We start from the raw sequence: 26273 nt of genomic DNA, 5'->3' as shown, positions 1-26273 counted from the left end.
AAGGACGACCACACCGGAGGACCCGCTCATGGCACGTCATACCCGCTTCAGCTCCCGCCCCAGGCTCGCCGTGCTCGCCGCGGCCGCGCTGGCCGTCCCGCTCGCGGCCTGCGACGGAGGAGGTGACGGGGGAGACGGCGGCGAGGGCACCGCAGGCGGTGACGGCGCCGGCATCACGGTGTGGATCCAGGAGGACCTGCCCGACCGCGTCGCCGCGACCCAGGCGATCGTCGACGACTACGTCGAGGCCACCGGCACCGAGGTCGAGCTGGTGCCGGTCGCCGAGGACCAGTTCAACCAGCTGCTGACCAGCTCCGCCGCGGCCGGCGACCTGCCCGACGTCATCGGCGGCGCCTCGCTGCCGCAGGTGCGCTCGCTGTCGGCCAACGAGCTCATCGAGCCCGACGTCGCCGGGCAGATCATCGAGGGCCTGGACGCGGGCACCTTCAACGAGAGCGCGATCGAGCTGGTCTCCGACGAGGGCACCGCGCTGGCCGTGCCGAGCGAGTCGTGGACCCAGCTGCTCGTCTACCGCGCCGACCTCTTCGAGGAGGCCGGCCTGGAGCCGCCGGAGACCTACGAGGCGATCACCGCGGCCGCCGAGGAGCTCAACGGCGACGGCATGGCCGGCTTCGTCGGCGCCAACGCCCCGGCCGACGCCTTCACCGAGCAGACCTTCGAGCACATCGCGCTGGGCAACAACTGCCAGCTCGTCGACGACGCGGGCGAGGTCACCTTCGGTAACCCCGAGTGCGTCGAGGCGCTCGACTTCTACGGCACCCTCATCTCTGACTACTCGGTCTCCGGCATCCAGGACGTCGACACCGTCCGCGCGCAGTACTTCGCCGGCGAGGCCGCGATGATGGTCTGGTCGACCTTCATCCTCGACGAGCTGGCCGGCCTGCGCGACGACGCCCTGCCCACCTGCGAGGAGTGCGCCGACGACCCGGGCTGGCTGGCGGAGAACAGCGGCATCGTCACCTCCATCTCCGGCCCCTCGGGCACCGAGCCGGTGACCTTCGGTGAGATCACCTCCTGGCTGGTGCCGGCCGAGGCCGACACCGAGGGCGCCTCGGAGTTCATCACCTACATGATGAACGACGGCTACATGCCGTGGATCGCGATCGCCCCCGAGGGCAAGGTCCCGGTCCGCACCGGCACCCCGGAGGAGCCGGAGACCTACTCCGAGCAGTGGGCCGAGCTCGAGGTCGGCGTCGACACCAAGGCGCCGTTGACCGACTTCTACGGCGAGGACGTCATCACCGCCCTCACCGAGGGCGCGTCCAACCTCAACCGCTGGGCGATCCCGCAGGGCCAGGGCAACCTCCTCGGCGCGCTGCAGGGCGAGCAGCCGGTCGCCGGCGCGGTCAACGCGGTCACGACCGGCACCCCGGCCGAGGAGGCCGCGCAGAGCGCGGCCGAGACCATCAGCTCGGTCGCGGACTCGATGCGATGAGCGTCGGGCACGGGGCGCCGGCGGTCGAGCGGCCTGCGCCGCAGACCCGTCGGCGCCCACGGTCCGCCCGTGTCAAGGAGGACCGCCGCGCGGGCTACCTGCTGATCAGCCCCACCTTCATCATCGTCTTCGTGATGGTGGTCCTGCCGATCCTGTGGACCTTCTCCCTGGCGTTCCAGAACGTCCGCCTGCTCAACCTGCGCCAGACCGGGCTGCTCGGCGACTACAGCCTCGACAACTTCCGCGCGGTCATCACCGCCGACGGCTTCGTCGAGGCCCTGACGGTCACGTTGACCTACTCCGTGCTCGGCACCGCCGGCGCGATCGGCTTCGGCCTGCTCGCGGCGCTGGCGCTGCGCAAGCCCTTCCGCGGCCGGGGCCTGGTGCGCTCGGTGCTCCTCCTGCCCTACGTCGCGCCGGTCGTCGCCTGCGCGTTCGTGTGGTCCACGCTGCTCAACCCGCAGTTCGGCCTCGTCAACTACTGGGGCACCGAGCTCAACCTGTGGGAGCGCCCGATCGCCTTCCTCTCCGAGAGCACCCCGGTCTCCCTCTTCGGCCTCGTCGACCTGCCGATCACCACGGCGCTGGCCACCGTCATCGCCTTCGAGGCGTGGCGCTCCTTCCCCTTCGCCTTCCTCTTCATCACCGCACGGCTGGAGGGTATGCCGGGCGCGCTCGAGGAGGCCGCGACCGTGGACGGGGCGACGCCGACCCAGCAGTTCCGCCACATCATCCTGCCCCAGCTCATGCCGACCATCGCCGTGCTGACGGTGCTGCGCTTCATCTGGACCTTCAACAACTTCGACGACATCTACCTGCTGACCGGCGGCGCCGCCGGCACCCAGGTCGTCACCGTCCGCGTCTTCAACTACCTCATCGCCCGCGGCAACATCGGCCAGGCCGCGGCGCTGGCGATCGTGCTCGCCGCGATCCTGGCGGTCCTGGTCTTCGTCTACCTCAAGCTCTTCGGCCGCAAGGAGGAGGTGGCATGAGCCGCGACCAGCTCGAGCGTCGCGCCCTGCGCGTGCTGCGCCCCGTCGTCATCGGGCTGCTGGTGCTCGCCGCGGCCTTCCCCTTCTACTACATGCTCATGCTGTCCTTCCGCTCCCTGGGAGGCGTCCTGGCCAACCCCGGCGCCCTGTGGCCCAACCTCGACGAGCTCAACTTCACCACCTACATCGACGTGCTGAAGTCGCAGTCCGACGGCGGTCAGGGCTTCCTGCGCTTCATCCGCAACAGCGGCCTCGTCGCCCTCGGCACGGTCGCGATCACGCTCTTCGTCGCCATCCCGGGGGCGTATGCCGTGAGCCGGCTGGAGTTCTTCGGCCGCCGCCAGATCGGCGCGCTGTTCCTCTCGGTCTACTTCTTCCCGGCGATCCTGCTGGCCATCCCGCTCTTCGTGTTCTTCACCCGGGTCGGGCTGCGCGGGTCGCTGGTCGCGCTGCTCATCGTCTACGTCGCGCAGGTCGCGGCGGTGTCGATCTACATGTTGCGCAACTACTTCGACACCATCCCGGCCAGCCTGGAGGAGGCCGCGGCCGTCGACGGCTGCACCCGTCTGCAGGCGATGCGCAAGGTCAGCCTGCCGCTGGCGCTGCCGGCGATCGCCTCCAACGCGCTGTTCATCTTCATGATCGCCTGGAACGAGTTCCTCTTCGCCCTGCTCTTCCTCGTCGAGCGGCGCGACAACTGGACCGTCTCCCTGGGCCTGGCCCAGCTGTCGGGCAGCATCGAGGTGCCGACCACGGTGCTGATGGCCGGCTCGGTCATCCTCACCCTGCCGATCATCGTGATGTTCTTCCTGTCCGAGAAGTGGCTGGCCGGCGGCCTGACCGCCGGCGCCGAGAAGGGCTGAGCACCCACCTCGCCCGCCCCTGCACCCCATACCCCAGCAGAAAGGTCCCCCGTGCCCTCCGTGGTCACGTTCACCGCACCGCGCGTCGTGGAGCTGCAGGAGTGCCCGGTCGAGGAGGTCGGCCCCGGTGACGTCCGCGTGCGCACGTGGTACTCCGGCATCTCCGCCGGCACCGAGCTGACCGCCTACCGCGGCTCCAACCCCTACCTCACCCGCACCTGGGACGCCGAGGAGCGGATCTTCCGCGACGGCCCGCCGAGCTTCGCCTACCCGGTGGCCGGGTGGGGCTACTCGGAGATGGGGGAGGTGGTCGAGGTCGGCCCGGGCGTGGTGGGGCTGGGCGTGGGCGACCTCGTCCACGGCATCTGGGGGCACCGCAGCGAGGCCGTGCGGCCCGCGCGCACGCTCGTCGGCCGGACCCTGGGCCAGGACGTCGACCCGCGGACCGGCTGCTTCGCCCGGGTCGGCGCCATCGCGCTCAACGGCGTGCTCGCCGCCGACACCCGCCTCGGCTCGCGCGTCGCGGTCTTCGGCCAGGGCGTCATCGGGCTGCTCGCGACGCGGCTCGGCGTGCTCGCCGGGGCGAGGGTGGCCGCGGTCGACATGGCGCCGCGCCGCCTCGAGGTCGCGCAGGGGTATGGCGCCGAGCTCACCCTGGACCCGCGCGCGGAGGGCGGCGTGGGCCCGCTGCTGCGGCGGTGGTCCGACGGCGGGGTGGACGGCGCGGTCGAGCTGAGCGGGGCCGTCGCGGCGCTGCACGAGGCGATCCGCGCGGTGCGGGTCGACGGGGTGGTCGCGGCCGCGGGCTTCTACCAGGGCGGGGCCGAGGGGCTGCGGCTCGGTGAGGAGTTCCACCACAACCGGGTGCGGATCGTCGCCAGCCAGATCGGCGGCGTGCCCGTCGGGCTGTCGACCAGCTGGGACCAGGCGCGGCTGGTGCAGGTCTTCATGGAGCTGGTGCTGGCCGGCCGGGTCGACGTGGACCCGCTCATCACCGACGTGGTCGACGCCTCGGAGGTGGGGGAGGCGTTCCGGCGGCTCGACGAGGGCGACCCTGAGGTGCTGCAGGTGCTGCTCCGCTTCCCGGGGGCACCGGCATGAGCGGCGTGGCCGTCCTGGGCTACGGCGGCATCGCCGCGTCGGCGCACCTGCCGGCCTACGAGCAGCACGGCATCGGTGTCGTCGGCGTGTGCGGGCGGCCGGAGCGGACCGCCGACGTGCTGGAACGGTTCCCCTTCGTCGGGCGGGTCTACGACGACGTGGGCGACCTGCTGTCGGACCCCGAAGTGCGGGTGGTCGACATCGCGACCGGGCCGGAGGGCCGGGTGGCGCTGGTCCGCCGCTGCCTGGAGGCGGGCAAGCACGTGCTGGCCCAGAAGCCGGTGACGCTCGACGCGGGCGAGCTGCCGGTGCTCGAGGAGCTGGTCCGCGACGCCTCCCGCCGTGGGCTGCGTGTCGCGGTCAACCACAACGCGCGCTGGGCCCCGCCCTGGCGGTCGGCCAGCCTGCTGCTGCGCGAGGGTCGCGTCGGGGAGGTGGTCGGCGTGACGCACGTGCACGACAAGGCTCTGCCTCCGCTGACCGGCACCCACTTCGACCGGGTCGAGCACATGCTGCTCACCGACTACCTGCTGCACTGGGTCGACATCACGAGGATGTGGCTGCTCGACGGGTCGGCCGAGGGTCAGGGCGAGGTGGTCAACGTGATCGCCCTCGACTCCCGCCTCCCGGGCCAGCCGGCGGACTCGCTCAACCCGTGGTCGGCGACGATCGTGATGCAGGCCCGCTCCGGCGCGACCGCGACGATCCGCATCCCCGGCAGCGGCGTCGCGACGACGCCGGGCTGCGCGTTCTGGGTGCACGGCACCACGGGGACGCTGAGGGGGAGCGTCCTGCTCGACTCCGACCGCCTCAGCCTCGACGACGGGACCGCCGAGGAGCAGCTGCCGCTGACCGGTGCGTGGTTCGTCGACGGCTTCGCCGGCGCCATGGGCGAGCTGCTCACCGCCATCGCGGAGGACCGCGAGCCCGAGAACTCCCTGACCTCCGCCATCGCCTCCCTCCGCCTGATGTTCGCCGCCCGCGACTCCGCCGCGCAGGGCGGCACCCCCGTCACCCCTCTCCCCACCCCTCTCCCCACCACCCCTCTCCCGACCGAGGACGCCGGATGACCGCCCCCCGCCCCACCGAGGACGCCGTATGACCGCCCCCAGCCCCACCGAGGACGCCGTATGACCGCCCCCAGCCCCACCGAGGACGTGGTGTGACCGACCTGCAGACCGTCGACGAGCTGCCCGCCACCGCCGGCCGCTGGCGCGTCTACGCCGAGGGGTGGCAGAGCTGGAGCCCCGCCACCTGCTACCCCGCGGGCGTCCCACCGCTGCTGCCCGAGGAGCCCTGGCAGCACGTGATGCGCTACCGGCCCGGAACGGACCTGCACCCCACGGCATACCAGGCGGAGGGGCTGGCGGTCGTCGACCCCGGCGACGGGGGGCCGGTCACGGCATACCTCAGCGCCGACCTGCGCGACCCGGCCACCATCACCGTGCAGGAGCGCGGCTGGCACCTGGCCGTCGAGGCGTCGGGGCAGGTGGAGCGGTGGACCGCCCCGACCGCAGCTGCGGCCCTCGTCGCCGCCGGCACGACGATCGGCGAACGGCTCGGCGCCCGCACCGGTCAGCAGCCGCGGGTGTGGTGCTCGTGGTACCGCTACTTCGAGCAGGTCACGGCCGACGACGTCCGCGCCGCGCTCACCGACATCCGCGAGCACGACCTGCCCACCGACATCGTGCAGGTCGACGACGGCTGGAGCACGGGCCTGGGCGACGGCCTGCGGACCCGCCCCGGCTTCGGCGACCTCGAGCGCGTCGTCGCCGAGGTGCGGCAGGCCGGGCTGCGGGCGGGCATCTGGCTGGCGCCCTTCCTCGTCGGCCGCGACACCGAGCTCGCCCGCGACCACCCCGGGTGGCTGACCGGCGACGCCGGGCGCAACTGGGGCCAGGACCTCGTCGGCCTCGACCTGCTCCACCCCGGCGTCCAGGACCTGCTGCGCGGCCACCTGACCGCCCTGCGCCGGCTCGGCGTCGACTACCTCAAGCTCGACTTCCTCTACGCCGGCGCGCTCCCCGGGCCCGGGCGCGACCGCGCCGAGGCGGTCACCGCATACCGCGCTGGCCTGTCCCTGGTCCGGGAGGTGATGGGGCAGGACTGCACCCTCCTCGCGTGCGGCGCGCCGTTGCTGCCGAGCGTCGGGCTGGTCGACGCGATGCGGGTCTCGCCCGACACCTTCCACGAGGGTGCCGCCGACGGGTCGCGCGGGCTGCGGGGGCTGATGTCGACGGCCGCGCGGGCCTGGACGCACGGTCGGCTGTGGACCGACGACCCCGACGTCGTCGTGGCGCGGCCCGGCTTCGCGCTGCGGGAGCGGTGGGCGGCCGAGAGCCGGCGCTTCGGGGGTATGCGGTCCTGGTCGGACCGGTGGGACGAGCTCGACGAGCGCGGGCGCAGCCTCGTCCGCGGCGTGCTGTCGGACCCGCCTGCGCCGCGGTTCGACGAGGCGACGGTGGCGGAGGGGCTGGGTGTCGCGGCCGGCGAGGTGCGCGCCCGCGGAGCGAGAGGAGACCTGGGGTGAGCGAGCTGGAGGACCTGCAGCGTCGGGTGGAGGAGCTGCTCGCGGTCGTCTACCGGTGGGTGCCCAACAACCTGGCGCCCGAGCTGGTCGGGCTGGCCGAGCGCTACCGCTTCGCGCTGCGGGCCGCGCCGCCGGTGCGCCGCTTCGACCAGCGCAGCGCCTTCCTCATCACCTACGCCGACTCGGTGCAGCGGGCGGGCGAGGTGCCCCTGCGGGCGCTGGGCGAGGTCGTCGAGGAGCACGTGGGTGACCTGGTCACCGACATCCACCTGCTGCCGTTCTTCCCGTGGACCTCCGACGACGGCTTCGGCGTGGTCGACCACCGCTCGGTCAACCCTGCGGTCGGGGAGTGGGACGACGTCCACGCGCTGCGGCGACACCACGACCTCGCCTTCGACTTCGTCGCCAACCACACCTCCGCGAGCTCCCCGTGGTTCGTCGGCTGGCTCGCGGGGCTGCCGGGCCGCCGCGGGTTCTACATCGAGCAGGGCGACCACCGCGACGTCTCCCAGGTCGTGCGCCCGCGCACGACCCCGCTCTTCCACGACTACGAGGCGCCCGACGGCACCGTGCGCTCGGCGTGGACGACGTTCGGCGCCGACCAGGTCGACGTCAACGTCGGGACGCCGGCCGTGCTGGTCGAGCTGACCGAGGTGCTGCTCAGCTATCTCGCGCACGGTGCGACCACGGTGCGCCTGGACGCCATCGGCTACCTGGTCAAGGAGAGCGGCACCTCCTGCATCCACCTGCCCGCGACCCACGCGATCGTCCAGCTGTGGCGCGCGCTGGTCGACCACGCCCGCCCCGGCGCGCGGCTGCTGACCGAGACCAACGTGCCGCACGCCGACAACATCTCCTACTTCGGCGACGGCACCGACGAGGCGCACATGGTCTACCAGTTCGCCCTGCCGCCGCTGGTCCTGCACTCCTTCGTCGCCGGCGACACCGGGGCCTTGTCGCGATGGGCGGCGACGGTCGGGCCGGTCAGCGACAGCGCGACCTGGTTCAACTTCCTGGCCAGCCACGACGGCATCGGGCTGCGGCCCACCCAGGGGCTGCTGACCGAGCCGGAGCGGCAGGCGCTCGCCGACCGGGTGCTCGCCCACGGCGGGCAGGTCTCGCTCGCCGACCAGCCCGACGGCAGCACCACCGTCTACGAGCTCAACATCAGCTACCTCGACGCGCTGTGCACCCCGCAGGAGGCCGCGGACGACGCGACCTTCGCCCGCAAGGCCGTCGCCGCGCACAACATCCTGCTGTCGGTCGTCGGCGTGCCCGCGATCTACGTCCACTCCCTCCTCGGCAGCCGCTCCGACCTCGCCGCCGTCGCCGAGAGCGGCATCGCCCGGCGCATCAACCGCGCGGTGCTCGACGCCGACGAGCTCGACTTCGACCTCGCCACGCAAGGGCGTCGGCGTCAGGTGCTCGACGGCATCACCGGCCTGCTGCGTCGACGCCGGGAGGTCGCGGCGTTCTCACCCTGGTGCGACCAGGAGGTGCTCGAGCTGGACCCACGGGTCTTCGCCGTGCGGCGGACCGCCGACGACGGCTCGAGCGTGGTCAGCCTGACCAACGTGACGGGCGAGGCGGTCACCGTCCCCTGGGAGGGTGCGTGGCGCGACCTCCTCGACGGCACCAGCGGCGCGGGTGCCGTCACCCTCCAGGGGTATGACGTGCTGTGGCTCTCCGCATGAGGCGGCTCCCTGTCCGCCACCTGAGAGTTTTCTGAGCAAACCCTTGCCAAGCCGGACGGGTTGCTGCCACGCTTCCCACGGGAGCGGGGGGTAGCGCCTCGCCTGTCGGGGAGGCACTCATGCGGCTCTGGAAGATGGCACTCGTGCCGATACTGTCGATCGTGATGACGGGGGCGCTGACAACGGTCCCACAGGCGAACGGTGAGAACGTGCCGGGCACCCGTCCGGCGGACGCGCGGGTGTCCATGTCGATGACACCAGCGGACACCACGGACGGGCTGATGGTGGCCGTCAACGAGCGGGGCAAGGTCTCCCAGTCCTCGGCCGGCGTCACCTCGCGCGGCGAGGTGGCGGGCCTGACCATCCTCAAGCCCGAGGGGGCGCAGGTCCGCGCGGCATACCTCGCCACCGCCACGACGGGCTTCACAGGGACGCCGATGACCCAGCCTGTGCGACTGGCGGACCAGGACGTCCCGATGACCGGAGAGATCCCCAGCGGCATCGACAGCTACAACTACCTCGCCGACGTGACGGACCTGGTGGCCGACACCCTGGACGCGGCCGCACCCGGTCTGGCCGTCCTGACCTACCAGGAGCCGGTCGGCTGGCTGGTGGACGGCAGCATCCTGACGGTCATCTGGGACGACCCGAACGTGGAGATCGACCAGAGCGTCGCCATCCTGTACGGAGCCCTCAAGACGTCCGGGGACACCTACACGCTGCGGCTGGCGTCGCCGATCGACACCGCGGACCCGGTGACGACGATGGAGATGTCCCTGGGGATCTCCTTCTCCGCCCAGGCGGGCGGGGTCCAGCAGTACAGCACCGTGGAGGTGAACGGTCAGCGTCTGACCACCGCCGCCGGCGGTGAGGACGACGGCGCCACCGCCAACGGCGCACTCATCACCGTCGGGGGCCTGGGCGACCGGCCGGGCAACCCGGACGACCCGTTCGCCACCCCCCGAGAGCCTCGCTCCGACGATGAGAGGTACGACCTGCTGCCGTACGTCGAGGACGGGGACACCGACATCACGGTGACGACGCAGAACCCGTCCGCTGACGACAACATCTTCCTGGCGACGTTCACCATGAACCCGCCGGCCACCGTCGACATCGGTGACGAGCTGGTCTACGTCGCGCTCGGTGACTCATACCAGTCCGGCGAGGGCGCTGCCGCAGACATCCGGCCGGCGTCGCGCTATCTTTCCGAGGGATACGAGAACGGCTCCAACTTCCCGCTCGCCGCCGGCGCGCAGGAAAACACCTACACCGCTCGGTTCGGCAGCCACCTCGACCCCAACGGGTGCCACCGGGCCCTGCGCAACTACGCCAAGATCAACAGGGACCTGCTGGCTCCCGGCCTGCCCGTCCTGCTCGTCGACCGCACGTGCAGCGGCGCCGAGATCGACGCCGGCAGCAAGCCGCCGATCGTGGGGCCCATCGGCGGCGGCATCGCGGCGAACTCCCAGGTCCAGACAGCCCTTGACACCCTCGAGGGGCAGGGTCTCTCCGGTGCCGACGTCGGACTGGTGACCGTCGGCATGGGAGGCAACGACGCACGCTTCAGCGACATCGTGGCCGCCTGCGTTGGCCCGGCCCTGATCGAGTCGCTGCTGGCGAGGTATCCGAACGCGCCCGGGGAGATCAACTGGATCGCTCAACAGGCCACGTGCAGTCGGGTGGACGGGTGGTTCCTCAAGACCGGGGACGCCCTCACGACGCTCGCCGCCGCGGAGCAGTTCGGCCAGGAGCAGATCTCCGGCGCTTTCCCCTTCGCCCGCGTCATGCAGGTGAACTACCCCGGGGTCCTGCCGGCCGGTGACAGTCCCGCCTGGTGCGGCGGCCTGCGCGCCAAGGACATTGACTACGCGAGGCAGCGCATCACCGACATCAACGCCCGCATCGACCAAGCCGCTGCCAGCACCGGCACGGAGGTGGTCGATATCGAGTCCTCCTTCGGGCCCAACGCCCTGTGCCCGGGGCACAGCGGCGACCAGCTCGCCATCGGCATCGACAAGGACAACTTCGACACCGAGGTGACGAGGCTGCTCAACCTCGACGGCACCGGCGACGCGGTCGCCCGCCAGAAGCTGGATGCGCTCGTCGAAGAGTACGCCGACGCCAAGACCTGCTACGCCCAGCACTACGTGCCCTTCGGCGCCACCTGCGACGTCGATGCCGCCAACCAGCGGGTGATCGAGTCCGCGCAGGACCTGCTGGCCTACCTTCAGACGCAGCAGAACGCCATCTTCGGCAACATCATGTCGCCGCCCGGGACGAGCGACGACTCCGTCCAGGTGGCGTTCGACCGCTCCCGCGGCCTGTTCCACCCCAACGCGGCCGGCTTCGAGACGATGGCGTGCGAGGTGCTCACGCAGTACCGGGGCACCTCCGGCTGTGCCGCGCCCTCGACGCCTACGGCGCCGCCCGCAGGGGCGGACGGAAACCCGCTGGAGACCTTCTTCGAGGATCTCCTGCGCGTCATCGTGCGCAACTTCGCGCCGCGCACCCCGGTGCGGCTCACGCTGTTCTCGACGCCGACCGACCTGGGTGAGGTGACAGCGGACGCCGACGGCGTCGTCGACACCACCGTCGTCGTGCCCGACCTCAACCCCGGGATCCACCGGCTGCAGCTCAGCGGCGAGGGCGCGGACGGGTCCCAGCTGGTCCAGGAGATCCTGCTGCGGGTCGACGGCCGGCCCACCGGCTCCTACACCACATACCTCACGGGCTTTGAGACCCGGCCGACCTCGCCGACGCCGGACGTGCCGATCGAGCACGTCACCGTCACGGTCAACGGTGCCCCGGTCGGCGAGTTCCAGGTGGACGTCCACGGAGGGGTGCTGGTGAGCGTGCCCAGCGTGGAGATGCTCGCGCGCGGCACCCTCGTCATCGAGGCGACGAGCCAGCTCACAGGGAGCACGGTCAGCGAGACCGTCTCACCGGTAACCTCACGGCCCGCCCTCTGGGCGGCTGCGACGGCACCTGACGCTCTCACGATCACCGGGGCGAGGTTCTCGGCCCAAGGACTCGTGCACTCGGAGGGGTCGCTGGCCCTGCGTGGAGCCCACACCGAGCTGGTCGGCGGGGTGGAGCACGCGGGGGCGCTGGAGACGAGGGGCCGCATCACCGTCGACCCAGCCCCGTCACAGGTCACCGCGGGTCAGGGAGGTCCGCGCGCGGCGACGGTCGCCCAGTACCGACCCGGTGGCGCGTCCGCCGGCAGCAGCAACTACCGGGCGGTCCCGGAGACCGACTGCGTCGACGGGGTATGGACGCCGCCCGAGGCCGGGAGCGTGACCGGTGTCGTCTACGTGCCCTGCGCCGTCGACCTTCGACAGGCCGGGACCTACGCCGGGACCATCGCGGCGGAGGGCGACGTGACGGTGCGAGGCAACGGCATCAGGGTCGGACGAGGCACAGCAGCGCACGGCGAGCCGGCCGTCGTCAGCGGCGGCGACGTCGTCCTCACCGCGTCCGACGCCGCGATCCTCGGCCAACTCGTGGCGGCAGGGGGCCTGGACGTGCACGGAGCCCGTAGCGAGCTCTCCTGCGGCGCGGTCGCCGACACTATCCGGGTCAGCGGCGCGGACGTCAGCGTGACGGTGGGTGAGTGGTGCCTGTCTCGGTGAGGGTGCGGACGGGGCTCGGGCTGATCCTGGCCGCGACGACGCTGCTCCCGGGAGGCTGCTCGCTGTCCCCCGGAGCAGGTGAGGGACGTGCCACGCAGGCGCCCTGCCAGCCCTCCGGCGCTGCGCTCGACCTCGGTGCGCACGCGTTCGACGTGGCTCCTCAGGACCACGTGAAGGTCAGTGGTGGCCGCTACCTGCTCACGGCGACGGGCTTCGTGCACGGCGGCCCGTTCGACCCGGAGGTCGGGCGGACCAAGGTGGTCTGGGGGCCGAAGGAGACGCCGCCGCGCTACGACGCGGGCTCGGCGACGGCGACAGGTGCCAGCGGAGCGGCGGACGTCGTCGAGGACGAGCCGGCGGTGGTGGACCTTGAGGAGGGGACGTGGTGGTTCCTCAACTCCAACGCGGCTCAGCTCACGCTGCAGGCCTGCGCGCCCGCCACGGCGGAGCTCGTCCCGCAGCGGTGAGCACAGCCGGCGTGAGGAGAGGCGGGAACGTCAGGGTCCACGCCTGAGGAACGTGCGGCTGGTCGACCCCGCCCTCGTCCTGCACCGCGCCTCGGTGGGCCGCTTCGTCGACCGGGCGCGCCAGGCGGGGCTCGACGTCTGACGACGTAATGGGCCACGGGCGGTCGATGCCGCAGGGGTGGTGGGACGGCTCCACCGGGCTCGAGCCGGCGACCTGGTCATCCGGCGCGTGCTGGAGCGGGGGTGGGCGCACCACATCGAGCGGCTGATGGTGCTCGGCGACGCGCTGTGCCTGCTGCGGGTCGACCTCGAGGAGGTGTGGCGCTGGTTCATGGTGGTGTTCGTCGACGCCCACGACTGGGTGATGGTCTCCGATGTCTACGCCATGAGCCGGGTCGCCGCCGAGGCGGCGATCACCGCCAAGCCCTACGTCTCCGGCAGCAGCTACCTGCGCACGATGTCCGATCTGCCGCCGGGGACGGTCGGCCCGGCCTTCGGGGAGGGGGACCGACGTGCCTGACGTGCGTCGGGTGGCTCAGTCTCCGGTCAGGCGCTTGGGATTGAGCATGACCTGAACGGGTGCTGCGACGTCCACCTGCTGGTCGCCCTCGGCGTGGTGTCGCTCGACGTACGTCCCCTCCTCGCCCAGCTCGTAGACCGTGACGGACGGCGTGGTCGGCGCGACGACCCAGTAGTGCTGCACGCCGGCGCGGGCGTAGGCGGCCATCTTGCCGCCGAGATCACGCTGCCAGGTGGTGGGGGAGAGGATCTCGACGACCAGGACAGGAGCACCGTCGTGCCCGGTGGCGGTCAGCCGGCCGCGATGGGCGATCAGGAGGTCAGGCTGCAGGACCGTGTCGCCCTCGCCCGTCGCCAGCTCCACGTCGAGCGGTCCTGAGAGCACGGACCAGTGCGGAGGGACCAGAGGGCGGAGGAGCGCGGTGAGCTCGCTGACGACCTCCTGGTGCACCGGGCTGGGTGCGGGTGTCACAAGGACCTCACCGTCGAGCAGCTCGTAGCGGTCCGGGTCGGACGGCCGGTCCCTGATCGCCTCGAACTCGGCACGGCCCACCCGGAACGCGTCGGCGCGGTCGGTGAGCAGCTGCATACCCGTCATTGTGTCCCCCCTCCGACATGGCGGCCAGCGTGGCACGGCTGAGGTCCACCCCGTGATGGCTGTCCACACCCGACCCGGCCGGCGTGCACAACCGTCCGCCAGGGCCTTATAGCCCGCCCTTCCGTCCGTTGTGCACGCCGGTAGTGACCCCCCCGGGAGGGACGCCGCGTGCTCGCCTACCCGACGAGGTCGCCGACCGCGCCCCACAGCTGGTTGACGCCCAGCACGAGGAAGATCAGCGTGGTGATGCCCAGCGCCGCGTTGAGCCACCACTTGTTGGCCCACTCCTTCGGGATCCGCCGCCCGTTGAGCAGGCCGAGCAGGGTCACCGCCAGGAACGGCATGAAGAGGGCGCCGAGCACGCCGTAGGCGAGGATCAGCCCGATCGGCCGGCCGAGGAAGAGCAGCAGCATCGGCGGGAAGGTCAGCCACAGCAGGTAGAACTTGAAGTACTTCCCGCCCACGCGGGTGTCGGGGTGGCCCGACCCGACACCGCGCATGTTGCCCCAGAAGTCGGCGAACATCAGCGAGACGCCGTTCCACACGCCGATGATCGAGGAGAACGCCGCGGCCCAGAAGCCGATGAGGAACCACGTGCCGACCACGTCGCCGTACCGGGCGTTGAGCACGTCGGAGAGGTCGAGCAGGCCCTCGTCACCGGCGCTGATGGCGGCGCCGGCGGCGCGCACCACCTCCGCGCCGACGATGAGCATCGAGATGACGAAGACACCGGTCAGGACGTAGGCCATCGTGTTGTCGATGCGCATGACCTTCATCCACTTGGGGGTGTACCAGCCCTTCTCCCGCAGCCAGTAGCCGTAGGCCGCCAGGGTGATGGTGCCGCCGACGCCACCGGCCAGCGCCAGGGTGTAGACCAGGCCGCCGTCGGGGATGCGCGGCACCAGCCCGGTGAGCATCTCCGGCACGTTGGGCAGCGCGATGACCGCCAGCCCGACGACCGTCACGAACATGACCCCGACCAGGGCGGCGGTGATCTTCTCGAAGACGGCGTAGCGGTTGAACCACACCATGACGAAACCGAGCAGGCCCATCGCGATCGCCCAGACGGTGAGCGGCACCTGCGGGAACAGCGCGGCCAGCGGCAGCGCCGTCGACGACATCGCCGAGGCGCCGTAGACGAAGCCCCAGACGATGATGTACGGCCCGAAGTACCAGGTCGTCCAGCGCCCGAGGCTGCGCCAGCCCTCGAAGATCGTGTAGCCGGTGGCCAGGGTGTAGCGCCCGGCACCCTCGACCAGCACGATCTTGAGGATCACACCGACGATGACCGCCCACAGCAGGGTGTAGCCGTAGCGCGACCCGGCCGCCAGCGTCGCCACCATGTCGGCCGCGCCCACGCCGGTCGCCGCGACCACCAGGCCAGGGCCGACGAGCTTCCAGCGGGCCTTCTTGCCCTGGTCGTCGTCGACCCTCTCGTCGTGGCCGACCTTGCGTCCTGAGTCCTGGGTGCTCAAGGGGACCTCCTGGTATGCCGTGCACGCGCCGTCGCGGGTGCGGGGACCCGGCGATGCTACGGAGTGACCAGGCGGTAGGCCGGATGAAGTGCCGTCGTGCCCGGCGCGGGCGCTACGCCATACCCTCCGCGATGTCCTGGCCGTCCGCGGTGTGCGGGTGCTCGTCGATGGCCTCGGCGGTGGCCGTCGGCTCGGAGGGGGCGACGGGGCGCGGGTCGAGGTGGACGCCGGCGATCATGCAGCGCACCGACCCGCCGGCGAGCTCGATCGTGGGGACGTCCACGGCGACGATCTCGCAGGAGCGCTCGATCTCGGCCACCTGGTCGGGGCGCAGGCTGCGGCAAGCGCTGCCGGACATCGCCATCACATAACGCTTGGTGCCGTCGGGGTGGCGGCCGCACAGCTCGACGGCGTTGCCGGCGAACTGGCGCACCTGCTCCTCGGTGATCTCCACGACGCGGCGGCCGTTGACCTCCAGCCGGTCGCGGACCTCGGCGCGGCGCTGGGCGTCGGGGATCATCCCCAGGGCCACGAGGGCGACGTCGGTGCCGATGCAGGCGATGACGTTGGTGTGGTAGACCGGCACGCCGCCGGAGTCGACCGCCTCGAAGGCCATCGGCTCGTAGCGGAAGTCGGTGCAGAAGCGCTCCAGCACGTTGGTGTCGGCGCGGTGGCTGACGGCGGCGTAGGCCACCCGGGAGACGTGGTCGAGCACCATCGCGCCGGTGCCCTCGAGGAAGATGCCGTCGGGCTCCAGGCCGGAGTAGTCGATGATCGTCTGCACCCGGTAGGCCGACTTGAGCATCTCCAGGACGTCGGCGCGGCGCTCGTGGCGGCGGTTGGAGGCGTACATCGGGTAGACCGCGACGTAGCCGCCCTGGTGGGTGGACAGCCAGTTGTTGGGGAAGACGCTGTCGGGCCGGGTGTGGTCGTCGTCGTCGAAGACGTGGACCCGCACGCCGACGTCGCGCAGCGCCTGGGCGAGGGCGTCCATCTCGGCCAGGGCCTGGCGCGAGGTCTCCTCGGTCGGCTGCCCCTCGGGTATGACGTGCTGGAAGGCGTTGTCGGCCGCCGTCGCGGGGTTGGGGACGAACTTCGTCGCGCGGACGAGGATGACGGAGGAGGGGGACTGCGCACTCACGAGCAGAATGTACGGCTCCGCGCCGAGACCTGACGAACCGGCCGGTGGCGGCATAGAGTCGGGCCATGAGCGACCTGCAGTGCGCGGCTCGGATCATCGTCGTCAACCCGCCCGGGCTGACCGACGTGCCGTGGCTGGCCTCGGCGCTCTACCGGGAGAACGTGCAGGTGGTCTATGCCGCCGACGACGTCCCGGACAGCGGGCCGGTGGAGACCCTGGCCGAGGACCTCGGGGTGCCGTGCCGCAGCGGTCACGGGCTGCTCGGCGACGGCTCGGAGGGCATGGAGGACATCGCCGACCGGCACCGCGGCGAGACCGTGGTCGTCGTGCGCGGCGGGCCCGATGCGGAGCCCGTGCTCCTGCTGGTGGACGCCGACGGCGTGAGCGTCCACCGCCTGGGCGACAACACCTGAGGCCGGCGGCCCGTCAGTCGTCCCGGACCTGCGCGGTGGTCAGCGGCGCCGCGGGAAAGACCTGCGCGGTGAGCGTGAGCGCGCCGTCGAGGGCGTAGACCTCCACCACCGAGGCGTCCACGACGACGAGGACGTCGACAGCGCCCGCGTGCCCGGGCAGGGGTGCCTCGACGAGCGTCGGGAAGTCGGGGGAGAAGGTGACGTCCCCGCAGCGGGAGCGGTCGAGGGTGATGCGGTCCTGCCCGGCGTCGACGGTCAGGACGAGCGGGTCGCGGCCGTCCTCGGTCGTCAGCGTCAGGGTGGTCCGGCCACCGGCGGGGACGACGAGGCGCTGCTGGAGCAGGTCCTCCGGCAGGACGGGGTGCTGGTGGAGGACCGGCCGGCCCTCGCGTGAGCGGCGCAACGACACCTCCCGGGCCAGGGACATCGAGGAGCGCCACGTCGGGGTCGGGGTGCGGTGCGCGTAGGCCCAGTTGCTGGCCCAGCCGATCATGACGCGCCGCTCGCCGGTGTTGTCGAAGGACACGGCGGCGTAGTGGTCGGGGCCGACGTCCAGCCACCGGCCGGTGTCCCCGGGCAGCGGCGTGAAGGTGGTGCCGTCGAAGTCGCCGACGAAGTACTGCGTGCCCGAGCCGCCCGCCGGCCCGCCCGCGCCCAGGCTGACGACGAGCACCCACGCGGTCCCGGGCCCGCCCTCGACCGGCAGCTCGAACAGGTCGGGGCACTCCCACACCCCCTCGGTGGCCCCCAGCGGCCCGAACGTGGACAGGTGCTCCCAGGCCAGCAGGTCGCCGGAGCGGTAGAGGACCACCTGGCGGTGGTCCGCCTCAACCGCCACCATCACCCAGCCGGTGGCGTGCCGGAACACCTTCGGGTCGCGGAAGTCGGCGCTCTGGCGGCACAGCACCGGGTTGCCCGCGAAGCGGCGCCACGTCATACCCCCGTCGGTGCTCCAGGCGAGCGACTGCGCCTGGGTGCCCGCACGCGGGGAGGTCGGCTTGTAGTGGCTCGTGTAGAGCGCGACCAGCGGCGGCGCGTCGCCCTCGCCCAGCCCGGAGGTGTTGTCGTGGTCGACCACGACGCTGCCGGAGAAGACCGCCTCGTGCTCGGAGAAGCGCAGTGCCACGTCGTGCTCGGTCCAGGTAAGCAGGTCGGGGGAGGTGGCGTGCCCCCACGACATGTTCCCCCAGTCGACGCCCTCGGGGTTGGTCTGGAAGAACAGGTGCCAGAGCCCGTCGACGTGGACGAGCCCGTTGGGGTCGTTCATCCACGTCGAGCGGGGCGTGAAGTGGCGGGTGGGCCGCAGGTGGGACGTCACCGCGTCATTGTCGCTGCTGCGCCTGACGCGGGCCGACGGCTAACGTGAGGCGCACCGAACGAGCGGCGCGGGCCGACCGGTCCGTGCCACCCCCGGCAGGACGGAGACTGACGTGCGCATCGGCATCCTCACCGGGGGCGGTGACGTCCCCGGGCTGAACCCCTGCATCAAGGCCGTGGTCAACCGCGTCCACGAGCACGGGCACCAGGTCACCGGCATCCGGCGCGGGTGGGGCGGGCTGCTCGGCACCGACCTCGACGACCCCGGGTCGATGGCGACCAACCTCGTCGAGCTCGACCCGGTGGCGGTCCGCACCGTCGACCGGACCGGCGGCACCTTCCTGCACAGCTCGCGCACCAACCCAGGCAAGGTCAAGACCTCCGACGTGCCCGACTTCCTGGCCGGCTCGGTCAGCGGCGACGGCCCGCACGACCTGACCGCGCACGTGCTGCGGGTGATCGAGGCCGCCGGCATCGACGTGCTCATCCCGATCGGCGGTGACGACACCCTGTCCTACGGGCTGCGGATGCACGAGGAGGGGGTGCCCACGATCGCCATCCCCAAGACGATGGACAACGACGTCAACGGCACCGACTACTGCATCGGCTTCTCCACCGCGGTCACCCGTGGCGTGCAGTTCATCCACAACCTGCGCACCTCCACCGGCTCGCACGAGCGGATCGCGGTGGTCGAGCTCTTCGGCCGCTACTCCGGGGAGACCTCGCTGATCACGGCATACCTGGCGGGCGTGGACCGGGCGCTGATCCCCGAGGTGCCCTTCGACGTCGACCGGGTCTGCGAGCTGCTCATGGCCGACAAGGCCCGCAACCCCTCCAACTACGCGATGCTCACCATCTCCGAGGGCGCCACGATCCGGGGTGGCGACATGATGCTGTCGGGGGAGGAGGACGCCTACGGTCACCGCAAGCTCGGTGGCATCGGGCAGGTGACCGGCGAGCTCATCAAGGAGCGGACGGGCGAGGGCATCGTCTACCAGCAGGTCGGCTACCTGATGCGCTCCGGCAGCCCCGACTCCCTCGACCTCATGGTCGCCACCAACTATGCCGTCATGGCCGCCGACCTCGCGCTCGACGGGTCGACCGGCCGCATGGTGGCGCTGCGCAACGGCAGCTACAGCAGCGTGCCGATCTCGGTGACCGGCGAGGGGGTCAAGCGGGTCGACGTCGGCGAGCTCTACGACGCGCCGAACTACGTGCCCAAGGTGCGGCACGTCCGCGGCAAGCCGATGTTCCTCTACTGAGACGATGGCCCCCGCAGGACAACCCCACCGCAAGGAGTGAGACGTGAACGACCTCTGGACCGTCGTGCTGCTCGTCGCCGTGGCGATCCCGGTCTTCCTCCTGCTGCGCTGGCTCGCGGTGCGCCGGGCGGTCTCCCAGACGCGCCGCCGGAGGGAAGAGCGCGGGGGCTGACCGGGCCGCGCACGGGCCGGGGGTCCTGCGCCCGGTGCGTAGGTGTGGTGACTTCGTGTCGCCCTGGCAGCACGAGGTCACCACGGCCTGGCGTGGGACCCGCGGCTGGGCGGGGACGGTGACGGTCGAAGCGCGGGTGAGCCGGGGAGGAGCCGGCGACGATCGGCTAGCCTTCCCCCACCGTGACGACGACGACACCCACCCCTGCTGACCTGCGCGCATCCGTGGTGCTGCTGACCGGCGCCTCCGGCAGCATCGGCACCGCGCTGCGTCGGCGGCTGGCCGCCGAGGGCGCGGTCGTCGTGGGGCTGGACCTGGCCGCCGACCCCGGCGCCGGCATCCTCGCCTGCGACATCACCGACGAGGCGCAGGTCCGGGCCGCGGTCGAGAAGGTCGTCGGCGCCCACGGGCGGCTCGACGTGCTGGTCAACAATGCCGGCATCTCCGCGATCGGCGGTGTCGACGACCACGACCTCGCGACCCACCGGCGCGTGCTCGAGGTGAACCACCTTGGCGCGCTCGCCTGCACCCTGGCCGCCCTGCCGCACCTGCGCGCGAGCCGCGGCAGCGTCGTGACCATCGGCTCGGTCGCGGGCTTCGCCCCGGTCGTGGGGCGCCCGGCCTACGTCGCGGCCAAGCACGCCGTCACCGGGCTGATGGAAGCGCTGCGCCCCGAGCTGGCGGCCGACGGGGTGCACGTCGGGCTCGTCCACCCCACCTTCGTGACCACCCGCCTGGCGACCGCCGAGGGCAGCGCCGAGCGCTCGACCACCGGCGCCCAGGTCAGCCCGGACGACGTGGCCGCCGCGGTGGTCGACGTGCTGCGGCGCCGGCGCGACCGCGCCCTCGTGGGGCGCACCGCCCACCTCGCCTGGCACGCCGCCCGCCTGGCGCCGCGCACCTACGCCCGCCTGATGACCCGCCGCCTGCGACAGGGGACCCCTGCATGACCTCCCTCCCGTATGCCGTGATCGGCGCCGGCCCCTCCGGGCTGGCCGCGGCCCGCAACCTGCAGCGGTTCGGGCTGCCGTGGGTCGGCTACGAGCTGGCCGACGACGTGGGCGGGCTGTGGGACATCAACGCCCCGCGGTCCACGGTCTACGAGTCGGCCCACCTCATCTCGAGCCGGACGACCACGGAGTTCACCGAGCACCCGATGCCGGCCGGCACGCCCGACTACCCCTCGCACCGGCACCTGCTGGCCTACTTCCGCTCCTACGCCGACCGGTTCGGCCTGCGCGAGCACTACCGCTTCGGCACCGAGGTGACCTCGGTCGAGCCGGTGGGCGACCCGGCCGACCCGGCGGCGCCGCCGCGGTGGGTCGTGCGCGCGACCGGGCGCGACGGCATACCCGTCGAGACCGAGCACGCGGGGGTCGTCGTGGCCAACGGCACCCTGTCCGAGCCCAACGTGCCCCAGCTGCCCGGGCACTTCGACGGGGAGATCCTCCACACGGCCGACTACAAGCGCCCGCAGATCTTCGCCGGCAAACGGGTGCTCGTCGTCGGCGCGGGCAACTCCGGCTGCGACATCGTCGTCGACGCCGTCCACCACGCGGCCAGCGTCGACCTCAGCGTGCGGCGCGGCTACCACTTCGTGCCGAAGTACGTCTTCGGCCGGCCCGCCGACACCCTCAACCAGGGCCGGCCGCTGCCGCCGCGGGTCAAGCAGGCCGTCGACAGCCGCCTGCTGCGGATGTTCACCGGCGACCCGACCCGGTTCGGCTTCCCCGAGCCCGACCACCGGCTCTACGAGTCGCACCCGATCGTCAACAGCCTGGTCCTGCACCACCTCGGGCACGGCGACGCGAGCGTGCGGCCGGACGTGGAGCGGCTCGACGGCGACGGCGTCGTCTTCCGCGACGGCACGCGCCGCCCCTACGACGTGGTCGTCCTCGCCACCGGCTACCGCCTGCACTACCCCTTCCTCGACCGCTCGCTGCTCGCCTGGCCCGAGGGCACGGGCGCGCCGGCCCTCTACCTGCAGATCGTCAGCCCCGCCGCCGAGGGCCTGTATGTCGTGGGCATGGTCGAGGCGTCGGGGATCGGCTGGCAGGGGCGCTGGGAGCAGGCCGAGCTGGTGGCGGCATACCTCGCCGCGCGCGAGCGTGACCCGCAGGCGGCGGAGCGGATGCGGGCCAGGGTCGCCGACCCGTCGGCCTGGCCCGACCTGAGCGGCGGCTACGACTACCTGGGGCTGGAGCGGATGGCCTACTACGTCAACAAGGACGCCTACCGGCGCGCCGTGCGCGCGCAGACCGCCGAGCTGGGGGTGGCCCCGTGACGGACGTCGACGACATCCGGATCGCCTTCGACGAGGGGTCGCTGACGACCCTGCGCATCGTGCTCGGGCTGATCCTGCTCGGGGTGGCGCTGGACACGCGGGTGGCCGACTTCCGGCGGGCGGCGCGGCGGCCGTGGGCGATCCTCGTGGCGGTCGTCGCGCAGTTCCTCGTGCTGCCGGCGATCACCTTCGTGCTCACGCTGGCGCTGGACCTGCGCGGCTCGCTCGCGCTCGGGCTGATCCTCGTGGCGTGCTGCCCGCCGGGCAACGTCTCCAACATCCTCACCCACCGGGCCGGCGGCGACGTGGCGATGTCGGTGTCGATGACGGCGGTCGGCAACGTGCTGGCGATCTTCCTCATGCCGGTCAACGTGGCCTTCTGGGGGTCGATGCACCCCACCGGGCGCGAGCTGCTGCGCGAGATCTCGCTCAGCCCGCTGGCGATGCTGGCCGAGGTCCTGCTGGTCATCGGGCTGCCGTTCGTCGTGGGCATCTATCTCGCGCACCGCTTCCCGCGCTTCGCCGACCGGGCGCGGCGGGTCGTCGGGCCGGTCGCCTTCCTCGGCCTCGGTGCCGTCATCCTCGTCGGCGTCGCCAACAACTGGGCGATCTTCACCGCCTACATCGGCCTCGTCGTGGTCGCGGTGTTCCTGCACGACGCGCTCGCGCTGCTCCTCGGCTACGTCATCGGGCGCGCCGCACGGCTGCCGGAGGGGTCGGTCAAGGCGTCGACCTTCGAGGTGGGCATCCGCAACGCGGGCCTGGGCCTGCTGCTCGTCTTCAGCTTCTTCGGCGGCCTCGGGGGTATGGCGCTCGTCGCCGCCTGGTGGGGGATCTGGGACATCGTCGCCGGGCTCGTGGTCGCCGCGGTGTGGCGGCGGCGCTCGGGGGTGAGCCCACGGACCGACGAGGTCGCCGCCCGCGCCTGAGCGGTCGACGAGGTCAGTCAGGCCGTGGCTGACGCCTCCTCGGCCGCCACCCACGCGAGGACGTCCCGGGGGATGCGGCCGCTCGTCGCCGCACCCATGTGGTTCTTGCCCTCGTAGAGGCGCAGGGTGGAGCCGGGGATGCGACGCGCCGTCTCCCGGACGGCCTCGGGGGTGAAGAACTCGTCCCGGTCGCCGCAGGCCAGCAGCACCGGGACCTCGATGCGGGACAGGACGTCGCGGCAGTCGAAGGCGGCCTCGGCCTCCGCCTCCACCAGCAGGTCGCCGGCCGGCACCGAGGAGCGGGCGAACACGCGGCCCGCCAGCGGGCCGAGGCGGCGGCGCAGCCCGGCACGCTCCTCGCCGGGCAGGACGTACTCCAGGAAGACCTCTCCGGCGTCCGCGTGACGGCCCTCGGCCCGGGCCGTCGCCCAGCGCACGTCGAGCTCCTTGCCGCGGTCGGTGATGGTGGCCGCGGCCAGGGCCATGACCACGCGGCCGACCAGGTGGGGGTGGTTCGCGGCGAGGTAGGGGGCGATCACGCCGCCGTAGGACTCGCCGACGACCAGGTCCACATGCCCGCCCAGCTCCTCCTCCACGAAGCGCGCGTAGTCGTCGGCCATGTCCGAGACCGTGTGGCCGGGAGGCATGTGGCGGCGTCGGGTGACCTGCCAGACCGCGTAGCCGGCGCGGACGTACGGCAGCAGCTGGCGGCTCATCAGCCGGCCCAGCCGGCCCGAGGGGATCTCGCTGCCCGGCCCTCCGGGGAGAAAGAGCAGGGTGCGGGGCCCGTCACCGAGCACCTCGTACTCCATACCGTTCGACGACACGCCCCACCGGCGCGTGATCGGCGGCGTGGCCAGCGCTCGCCGCAGCCCCACGGCCGTGGCGGCCACCGCTGCCGCAGCCGGGACCGCCCACCGGGCGGTCCGGGTCCGTCTCGTGCCCATGGTGCGCCTCCGTCACCACCGCCGGCGGCGCCCCGCCGGCGTCCTCCTCCCATCATGCACCCGGCCGGCGGGTACCGTGCGCGGCGTGAAGGTCCTCGTCACCGGCGGCTCCGGCTTCCTCGGCTCCTCCGTCGTCCCCGGCCTGGTCGCGGGCGGGCACGACGTCGTCAGCGCCGACGTGCGCGACCCCGCCCGGCCGACGCCGGGGGCGACGCACGTGCGGATGGACGTGAGCGAGCGGCATACCGTCGAGCGTGTCGTGGGTGAGCACCGCCCCGAGGTGGTCGTGCACCTGGCCAGCATCGTGACGCCCGGCAAGGGGTCCGACCGGGCGCGGGAGCGGGCCGTCGACGTGGACGGCACCCGGCACGTGCTCGACGCGTGCCGCGAGCACGGGGTGCGGCGGGTCGTCGTCAGCTCCAGCGGGGCGGCCTACGGCTACCACGCCGACAACCCCGTGCCGCTGACCGAGGAGCACCCGCTGCGCGGCAACGTCGAGTTCGCCTACGCCGACCACAAGCGGCAGGTCGAGGAGATGCTCGCCGCCGAGCGGGAGCGCACGCCGGGGCTGGAGCAGGTGGTGCTGCGCATCGGCACGATCCTGGGCGAGCGGGTCGACAACCAGATCACGCGGCTGTGGTCGGGGCGGTTCATCCTGCGGCTGGCCGGGGCGGAGTCGCCCTTCGTGCTCGTGTGGGACGAGGACGTGGTGCGGGTCGTGCTGGCCGCCGTGACCTCGCCGGTGACCGGCGTCTTCAACGTCGCGGGCGAGGGCACGGTCGGGGTGCCGGAGATCGCGCGCGCGCTGGGGCGGCGGACGCTGGTCGTGCCCGAGCCGCTGCTGCGCGGGGCGCTCGCGGTCGGCCGGCGGCTGGGGCTGACGGAGTACGGCCCGGAGCAGACCGTCTTCCTGGCCCACCGACCCGTCCTCGACGCGTCGCGGCTGCGGCCGCTGGGGGTGGAGGTGGCGCCGACGCGCGAGGTGCTCAGGAGGTATGCCGAGGTGCGCCGGCCGTAGCCCGCGCGGCCTCGGCGCAGAAGCGTCCTTCTTATCGGAGCAGGGCGAGGTTCCACGCCGCGAGCGCCGCCACGAGGACGACGTCGACCACGAGCACGCTGCGGGTGACGCGCGGCAGGGTGGCCCGGTCCTGCGGTGCCACGCCCGTCGTCGGGGCGCACCGCACGGCGAGGAGCACGCGGGCGGGGGAGGCCATCGTCAGCATGCCCGCGGCGGCGTTCTGCACGCCGACGAACGCCAGCTGCGACACACCGATCCCCTCGGCGACCGCGGCCTGTGCCGCGGCGAACATCGAATTGGACCCCGCACCGGAGCCGGTGACGAAGCCGCCGAAGGCGCCCACCGCCGGCCCCACGACGAGGGCGACGGGGCCGCTGGCCTCGATCGCGTCGCCGATCGGGACCGTGAGCCCGCCGAGGACCATGAGGACGCCCAGCCCCAGGAAGGCCGCCGTGGGCAGGGCGGTCTGGCGCCACAGGTGGGCCACCTCACCGAGCAGGGGGCGGGTCGTGCCGGCGTCGAGCCCCAGCCAGCGCACCGCGAAGACGCACGTCAGGACGAGCCAGAGGGCGGGGGAGGACACGGCCGACCAGGGGCCGGTCAGGTCGAGCCGGGTCACCGCCAGCGTGCTGGCCAGGATGCCGACGAGGAGGACCGCGTAGGGCGCCAGCGCACGGCATACCTCGCGCGGGAGGGTGACGGGCGCGCCGTGCAGGCGGCGCCAGGCGAGGTGGACGGCCACGGCTAGCAGGCCGCCGAGCGCCCCGGAGGGCGCCATGCCGATGAGGAGGCTGGACAGGAGGATCCCCGTCGCCAGCACGAGGCCGGAGGCGACCGCGGCCACGACGGCCCGGACGGTGCGGCCCTGCGGGATCATCAGCACCGCGGCGACGCCCACGCCGACGGTGACGACCACGTTGGGCCAGGCGGTGGCGAGGCCGACCGCCTCGGGTGTCGAGCCGATGAGGCGGGCCGCGACGATGTTTCCCGGACCGAGGGCGCCCCAGGGCACGGCGCACAGCCCGAGCAGGCCCAGCACGGCGGCCCGGTGCGGGCTGAAGCCGGCCGCGGCCAGGAGCGGGACACCGACCAGGACGCCGACGCCGAAGCCGGTCACCGACTCCGCGAACGGCGTCACCCCGTGGACGACCAGCAGCGCCGTGGTGACCGCGCCCCCGGTCATCCGCCCCAGCCAGCGGGCCAGCACGTCCTGCGCGCCGGAGACGATCATGACCCGCGCCAGGGCGATGCCGCCGCCGATGATGACCACCACCTCCACGGCGGTGGGCAGCCACGAGACGAGGCCCGGCAGGAGGTCGTCGGTCCGGTCGCGGAAGACGGTCGCGACGAGGCCGAGGGCGATGAGGATGCCGGCCAGCGCGGCGCGCAGGGCCGAGACGCGCACGGCCAGGAGGACCGAGACGACGACGAGCGGCAGGCTCGCGAGGGCGGCCAGCATCATC

23 protein-coding genes are annotated in these 26273 nt (G+C 72.6%); 17 read left to right on the top strand and 6 right to left on the bottom strand.

Annotated elements, in window-relative coordinates; all coding sequences use genetic code 11:
• Nucleotides 1-28 precede the first annotated feature (28 nt).
• The 10 genes from K330_RS0116795 (at nucleotide 29) to K330_RS0116745 (ending at nucleotide 13255) form a co-directional block, all read left to right on the top strand.
• Nucleotides 29-1456, top strand: coding sequence for an ABC transporter substrate-binding protein (locus K330_RS0116795; protein ID WP_022922977.1), 1428 nt, complete (start codon nucleotides 29-31; stop codon nucleotides 1454-1456).
• Nucleotides 1453-2448, top strand: coding sequence for a carbohydrate ABC transporter permease (locus K330_RS0116790; RefSeq protein WP_022922976.1), 996 nt, complete (start codon nucleotides 1453-1455; stop codon nucleotides 2446-2448). Before K330_RS0116795 ends, K330_RS0116790 begins: the two co-directional genes overlap by 4 nt.
• Complete coding sequence (locus K330_RS0116785) at nucleotides 2445-3311, top strand: carbohydrate ABC transporter permease (protein ID WP_022922975.1); 867 nt, start codon at nucleotides 2445-2447, stop codon at nucleotides 3309-3311. The genes K330_RS0116790 and K330_RS0116785 overlap by 4 nt, the downstream gene beginning before the upstream one ends.
• 51 nt (nucleotides 3312-3362) lie before the next feature.
• The gene (locus K330_RS0116780) at nucleotides 3363-4412 is read left to right on the top strand and encodes a zinc-dependent alcohol dehydrogenase (protein ID WP_022922974.1); all 1050 of its coding nucleotides are present in this window, start codon (nucleotides 3363-3365) and stop codon (nucleotides 4410-4412) included.
• Complete coding sequence (locus tag K330_RS0116775; protein ID WP_022922973.1) at nucleotides 4409-5482, top strand: Gfo/Idh/MocA family protein; 1074 nt, start codon at nucleotides 4409-4411, stop codon at nucleotides 5480-5482. The genes K330_RS0116780 and K330_RS0116775 overlap by 4 nt, the downstream gene beginning before the upstream one ends.
• A 92-nt stretch (nucleotides 5483-5574) precedes the next feature.
• Nucleotides 5575-6942: a glycoside hydrolase family 36 protein gene (locus K330_RS22035; RefSeq protein WP_022922972.1), complete on the top strand. Its 1368-nt coding sequence runs from the start codon at nucleotides 5575-5577 to the stop codon at nucleotides 6940-6942.
• The gene (locus K330_RS22030; RefSeq protein ID WP_022922971.1) at nucleotides 6939-8636 is read left to right on the top strand and encodes an alpha-amylase family glycosyl hydrolase; all 1698 of its coding nucleotides are present in this window, start codon (nucleotides 6939-6941) and stop codon (nucleotides 8634-8636) included. Before K330_RS22035 ends, K330_RS22030 begins: the two co-directional genes overlap by 4 nt.
• Before the next feature lie 209 nt (nucleotides 8637-8845).
• Entirely contained in the window at nucleotides 8846-12268 is a 3423-nt protein-coding gene (locus tag K330_RS22980) for an SGNH/GDSL hydrolase family protein (RefSeq protein ID WP_169448605.1), read from the top strand.
• Nucleotides 12253-12735: a hypothetical protein gene (locus K330_RS0116755; RefSeq protein ID WP_156875857.1), complete on the top strand. Its 483-nt coding sequence runs from the start codon at nucleotides 12253-12255 to the stop codon at nucleotides 12733-12735. The genes K330_RS22980 and K330_RS0116755 overlap by 16 nt, the downstream gene beginning before the upstream one ends.
• A 181-nt stretch (nucleotides 12736-12916) precedes the next feature.
• The gene (locus K330_RS0116745; protein ID WP_188791412.1) at nucleotides 12917-13255 is read left to right on the top strand and encodes a hypothetical protein; all 339 of its coding nucleotides are present in this window, start codon (nucleotides 12917-12919) and stop codon (nucleotides 13253-13255) included.
• Between the two features lie 15 nt (nucleotides 13256-13270).
• Here the strand turns inward: K330_RS0116745 and K330_RS0116740 are convergent, their stop codons facing one another.
• The 3 genes from K330_RS0116740 to ctlX form a co-directional block, all read right to left on the bottom strand.
• Nucleotides 13271-13843, bottom strand: a complete 573-nt coding sequence (locus K330_RS0116740; protein WP_022922966.1) for a Uma2 family endonuclease — start codon at nucleotides 13841-13843, stop codon at nucleotides 13271-13273.
• A gap of 185 nt (nucleotides 13844-14028) precedes the next feature.
• The gene (locus K330_RS0116735; RefSeq protein ID WP_022922965.1) at nucleotides 14029-15327 is read right to left on the bottom strand and encodes an Nramp family divalent metal transporter; all 1299 of its coding nucleotides are present in this window, start codon (nucleotides 15325-15327) and stop codon (nucleotides 14029-14031) included.
• Nucleotides 15328-15439: 112 nt separating this feature from the next.
• The gene (gene ctlX / locus K330_RS0116730; protein ID WP_022922964.1) at nucleotides 15440-16468 is read right to left on the bottom strand and encodes a citrulline utilization hydrolase CtlX; all 1029 of its coding nucleotides are present in this window, start codon (nucleotides 16466-16468) and stop codon (nucleotides 15440-15442) included.
• Between the two features lie 65 nt (nucleotides 16469-16533).
• On the opposite strand from ctlX, the gene K330_RS0116725 reads away from it, so the two are divergent.
• Complete coding sequence (locus K330_RS0116725) at nucleotides 16534-16881, top strand: hypothetical protein (RefSeq protein ID WP_022922963.1); 348 nt, start codon at nucleotides 16534-16536, stop codon at nucleotides 16879-16881.
• Between the two features lie 13 nt (nucleotides 16882-16894).
• On the opposite strand, the gene K330_RS22020 is transcribed toward K330_RS0116725, so the two are convergent.
• Nucleotides 16895-18199, bottom strand: a complete 1305-nt coding sequence (locus tag K330_RS22020) for a glycoside hydrolase family 32 protein (RefSeq protein ID WP_022922962.1) — start codon at nucleotides 18197-18199, stop codon at nucleotides 16895-16897.
• A 112-nt stretch (nucleotides 18200-18311) separates the two neighbouring features.
• Between K330_RS22020 and K330_RS0116715 the strand changes: the two genes are divergently transcribed.
• The 5 genes from K330_RS0116715 to K330_RS0116695 all read left to right on the top strand — a co-directional run bounded on the left by K330_RS0116715 (nucleotide 18312) and on the right by K330_RS0116695 (nucleotide 22845).
• Nucleotides 18312-19460, top strand: a complete 1149-nt coding sequence (locus K330_RS0116715; RefSeq protein WP_022922961.1) for a 6-phosphofructokinase — start codon at nucleotides 18312-18314, stop codon at nucleotides 19458-19460.
• A 43-nt stretch (nucleotides 19461-19503) separates the two neighbouring features.
• On the top strand, nucleotides 19504-19632 hold the full coding sequence (locus K330_RS24570) for a hypothetical protein (protein WP_022922960.1): 129 nt from the start codon (nucleotides 19504-19506) through the stop codon (nucleotides 19630-19632).
• 182 nt (nucleotides 19633-19814) lie between these two features.
• A complete protein-coding gene (locus K330_RS0116705; protein WP_084617658.1) occupies nucleotides 19815-20582 on the top strand; it encodes an SDR family NAD(P)-dependent oxidoreductase in 768 nt (255 codons plus the stop codon).
• Nucleotides 20579-21916, top strand: coding sequence for a flavin-containing monooxygenase (locus K330_RS0116700; RefSeq protein ID WP_022922958.1), 1338 nt, complete (start codon nucleotides 20579-20581; stop codon nucleotides 21914-21916). Before K330_RS0116705 ends, K330_RS0116700 begins: the two co-directional genes overlap by 4 nt.
• Entirely contained in the window at nucleotides 21913-22845 is a 933-nt protein-coding gene (locus K330_RS0116695) for a bile acid:sodium symporter family protein (protein WP_022922957.1), read from the top strand. Before K330_RS0116700 ends, K330_RS0116695 begins: the two co-directional genes overlap by 4 nt.
• 17 nt (nucleotides 22846-22862) lie before the next feature.
• Here the strand turns inward: K330_RS0116695 and K330_RS0116690 are convergent, their stop codons facing one another.
• The gene (locus tag K330_RS0116690) at nucleotides 22863-23792 is read right to left on the bottom strand and encodes an alpha/beta fold hydrolase (RefSeq protein WP_022922956.1); all 930 of its coding nucleotides are present in this window, start codon (nucleotides 23790-23792) and stop codon (nucleotides 22863-22865) included.
• Between the two features lie 85 nt (nucleotides 23793-23877).
• Between K330_RS0116690 and K330_RS22015 the strand changes: the two genes are divergently transcribed.
• Nucleotides 23878-24810 (top strand): NAD-dependent epimerase/dehydratase family protein, encoded by a 933-nt coding sequence (locus K330_RS22015; RefSeq protein ID WP_022922955.1) that lies wholly within the window; start codon nucleotides 23878-23880, stop codon nucleotides 24808-24810.
• Nucleotides 24811-24841: 31 nt separating this feature from the next.
• On the opposite strand, the gene K330_RS0116680 is transcribed toward K330_RS22015, so the two are convergent.
• Nucleotides 24842-26272, bottom strand: a complete 1431-nt coding sequence (locus K330_RS0116680; protein WP_022922954.1) for an L-lactate permease — start codon at nucleotides 26270-26272, stop codon at nucleotides 24842-24844.
• Nucleotide 26273: the final 1 nt, after the last annotated feature.

Source organism: Ornithinimicrobium pekingense DSM 21552 (assembly GCF_000421185.1).
Classification (GTDB): Bacteria; Actinomycetota; Actinomycetes; order Actinomycetales; family Dermatophilaceae; genus Ornithinicoccus; species Ornithinicoccus pekingensis.
The sequence above is the reverse complement of the archived record's forward strand: the minus strand, read 5'-3'. Positions and strand labels throughout refer to the sequence as shown.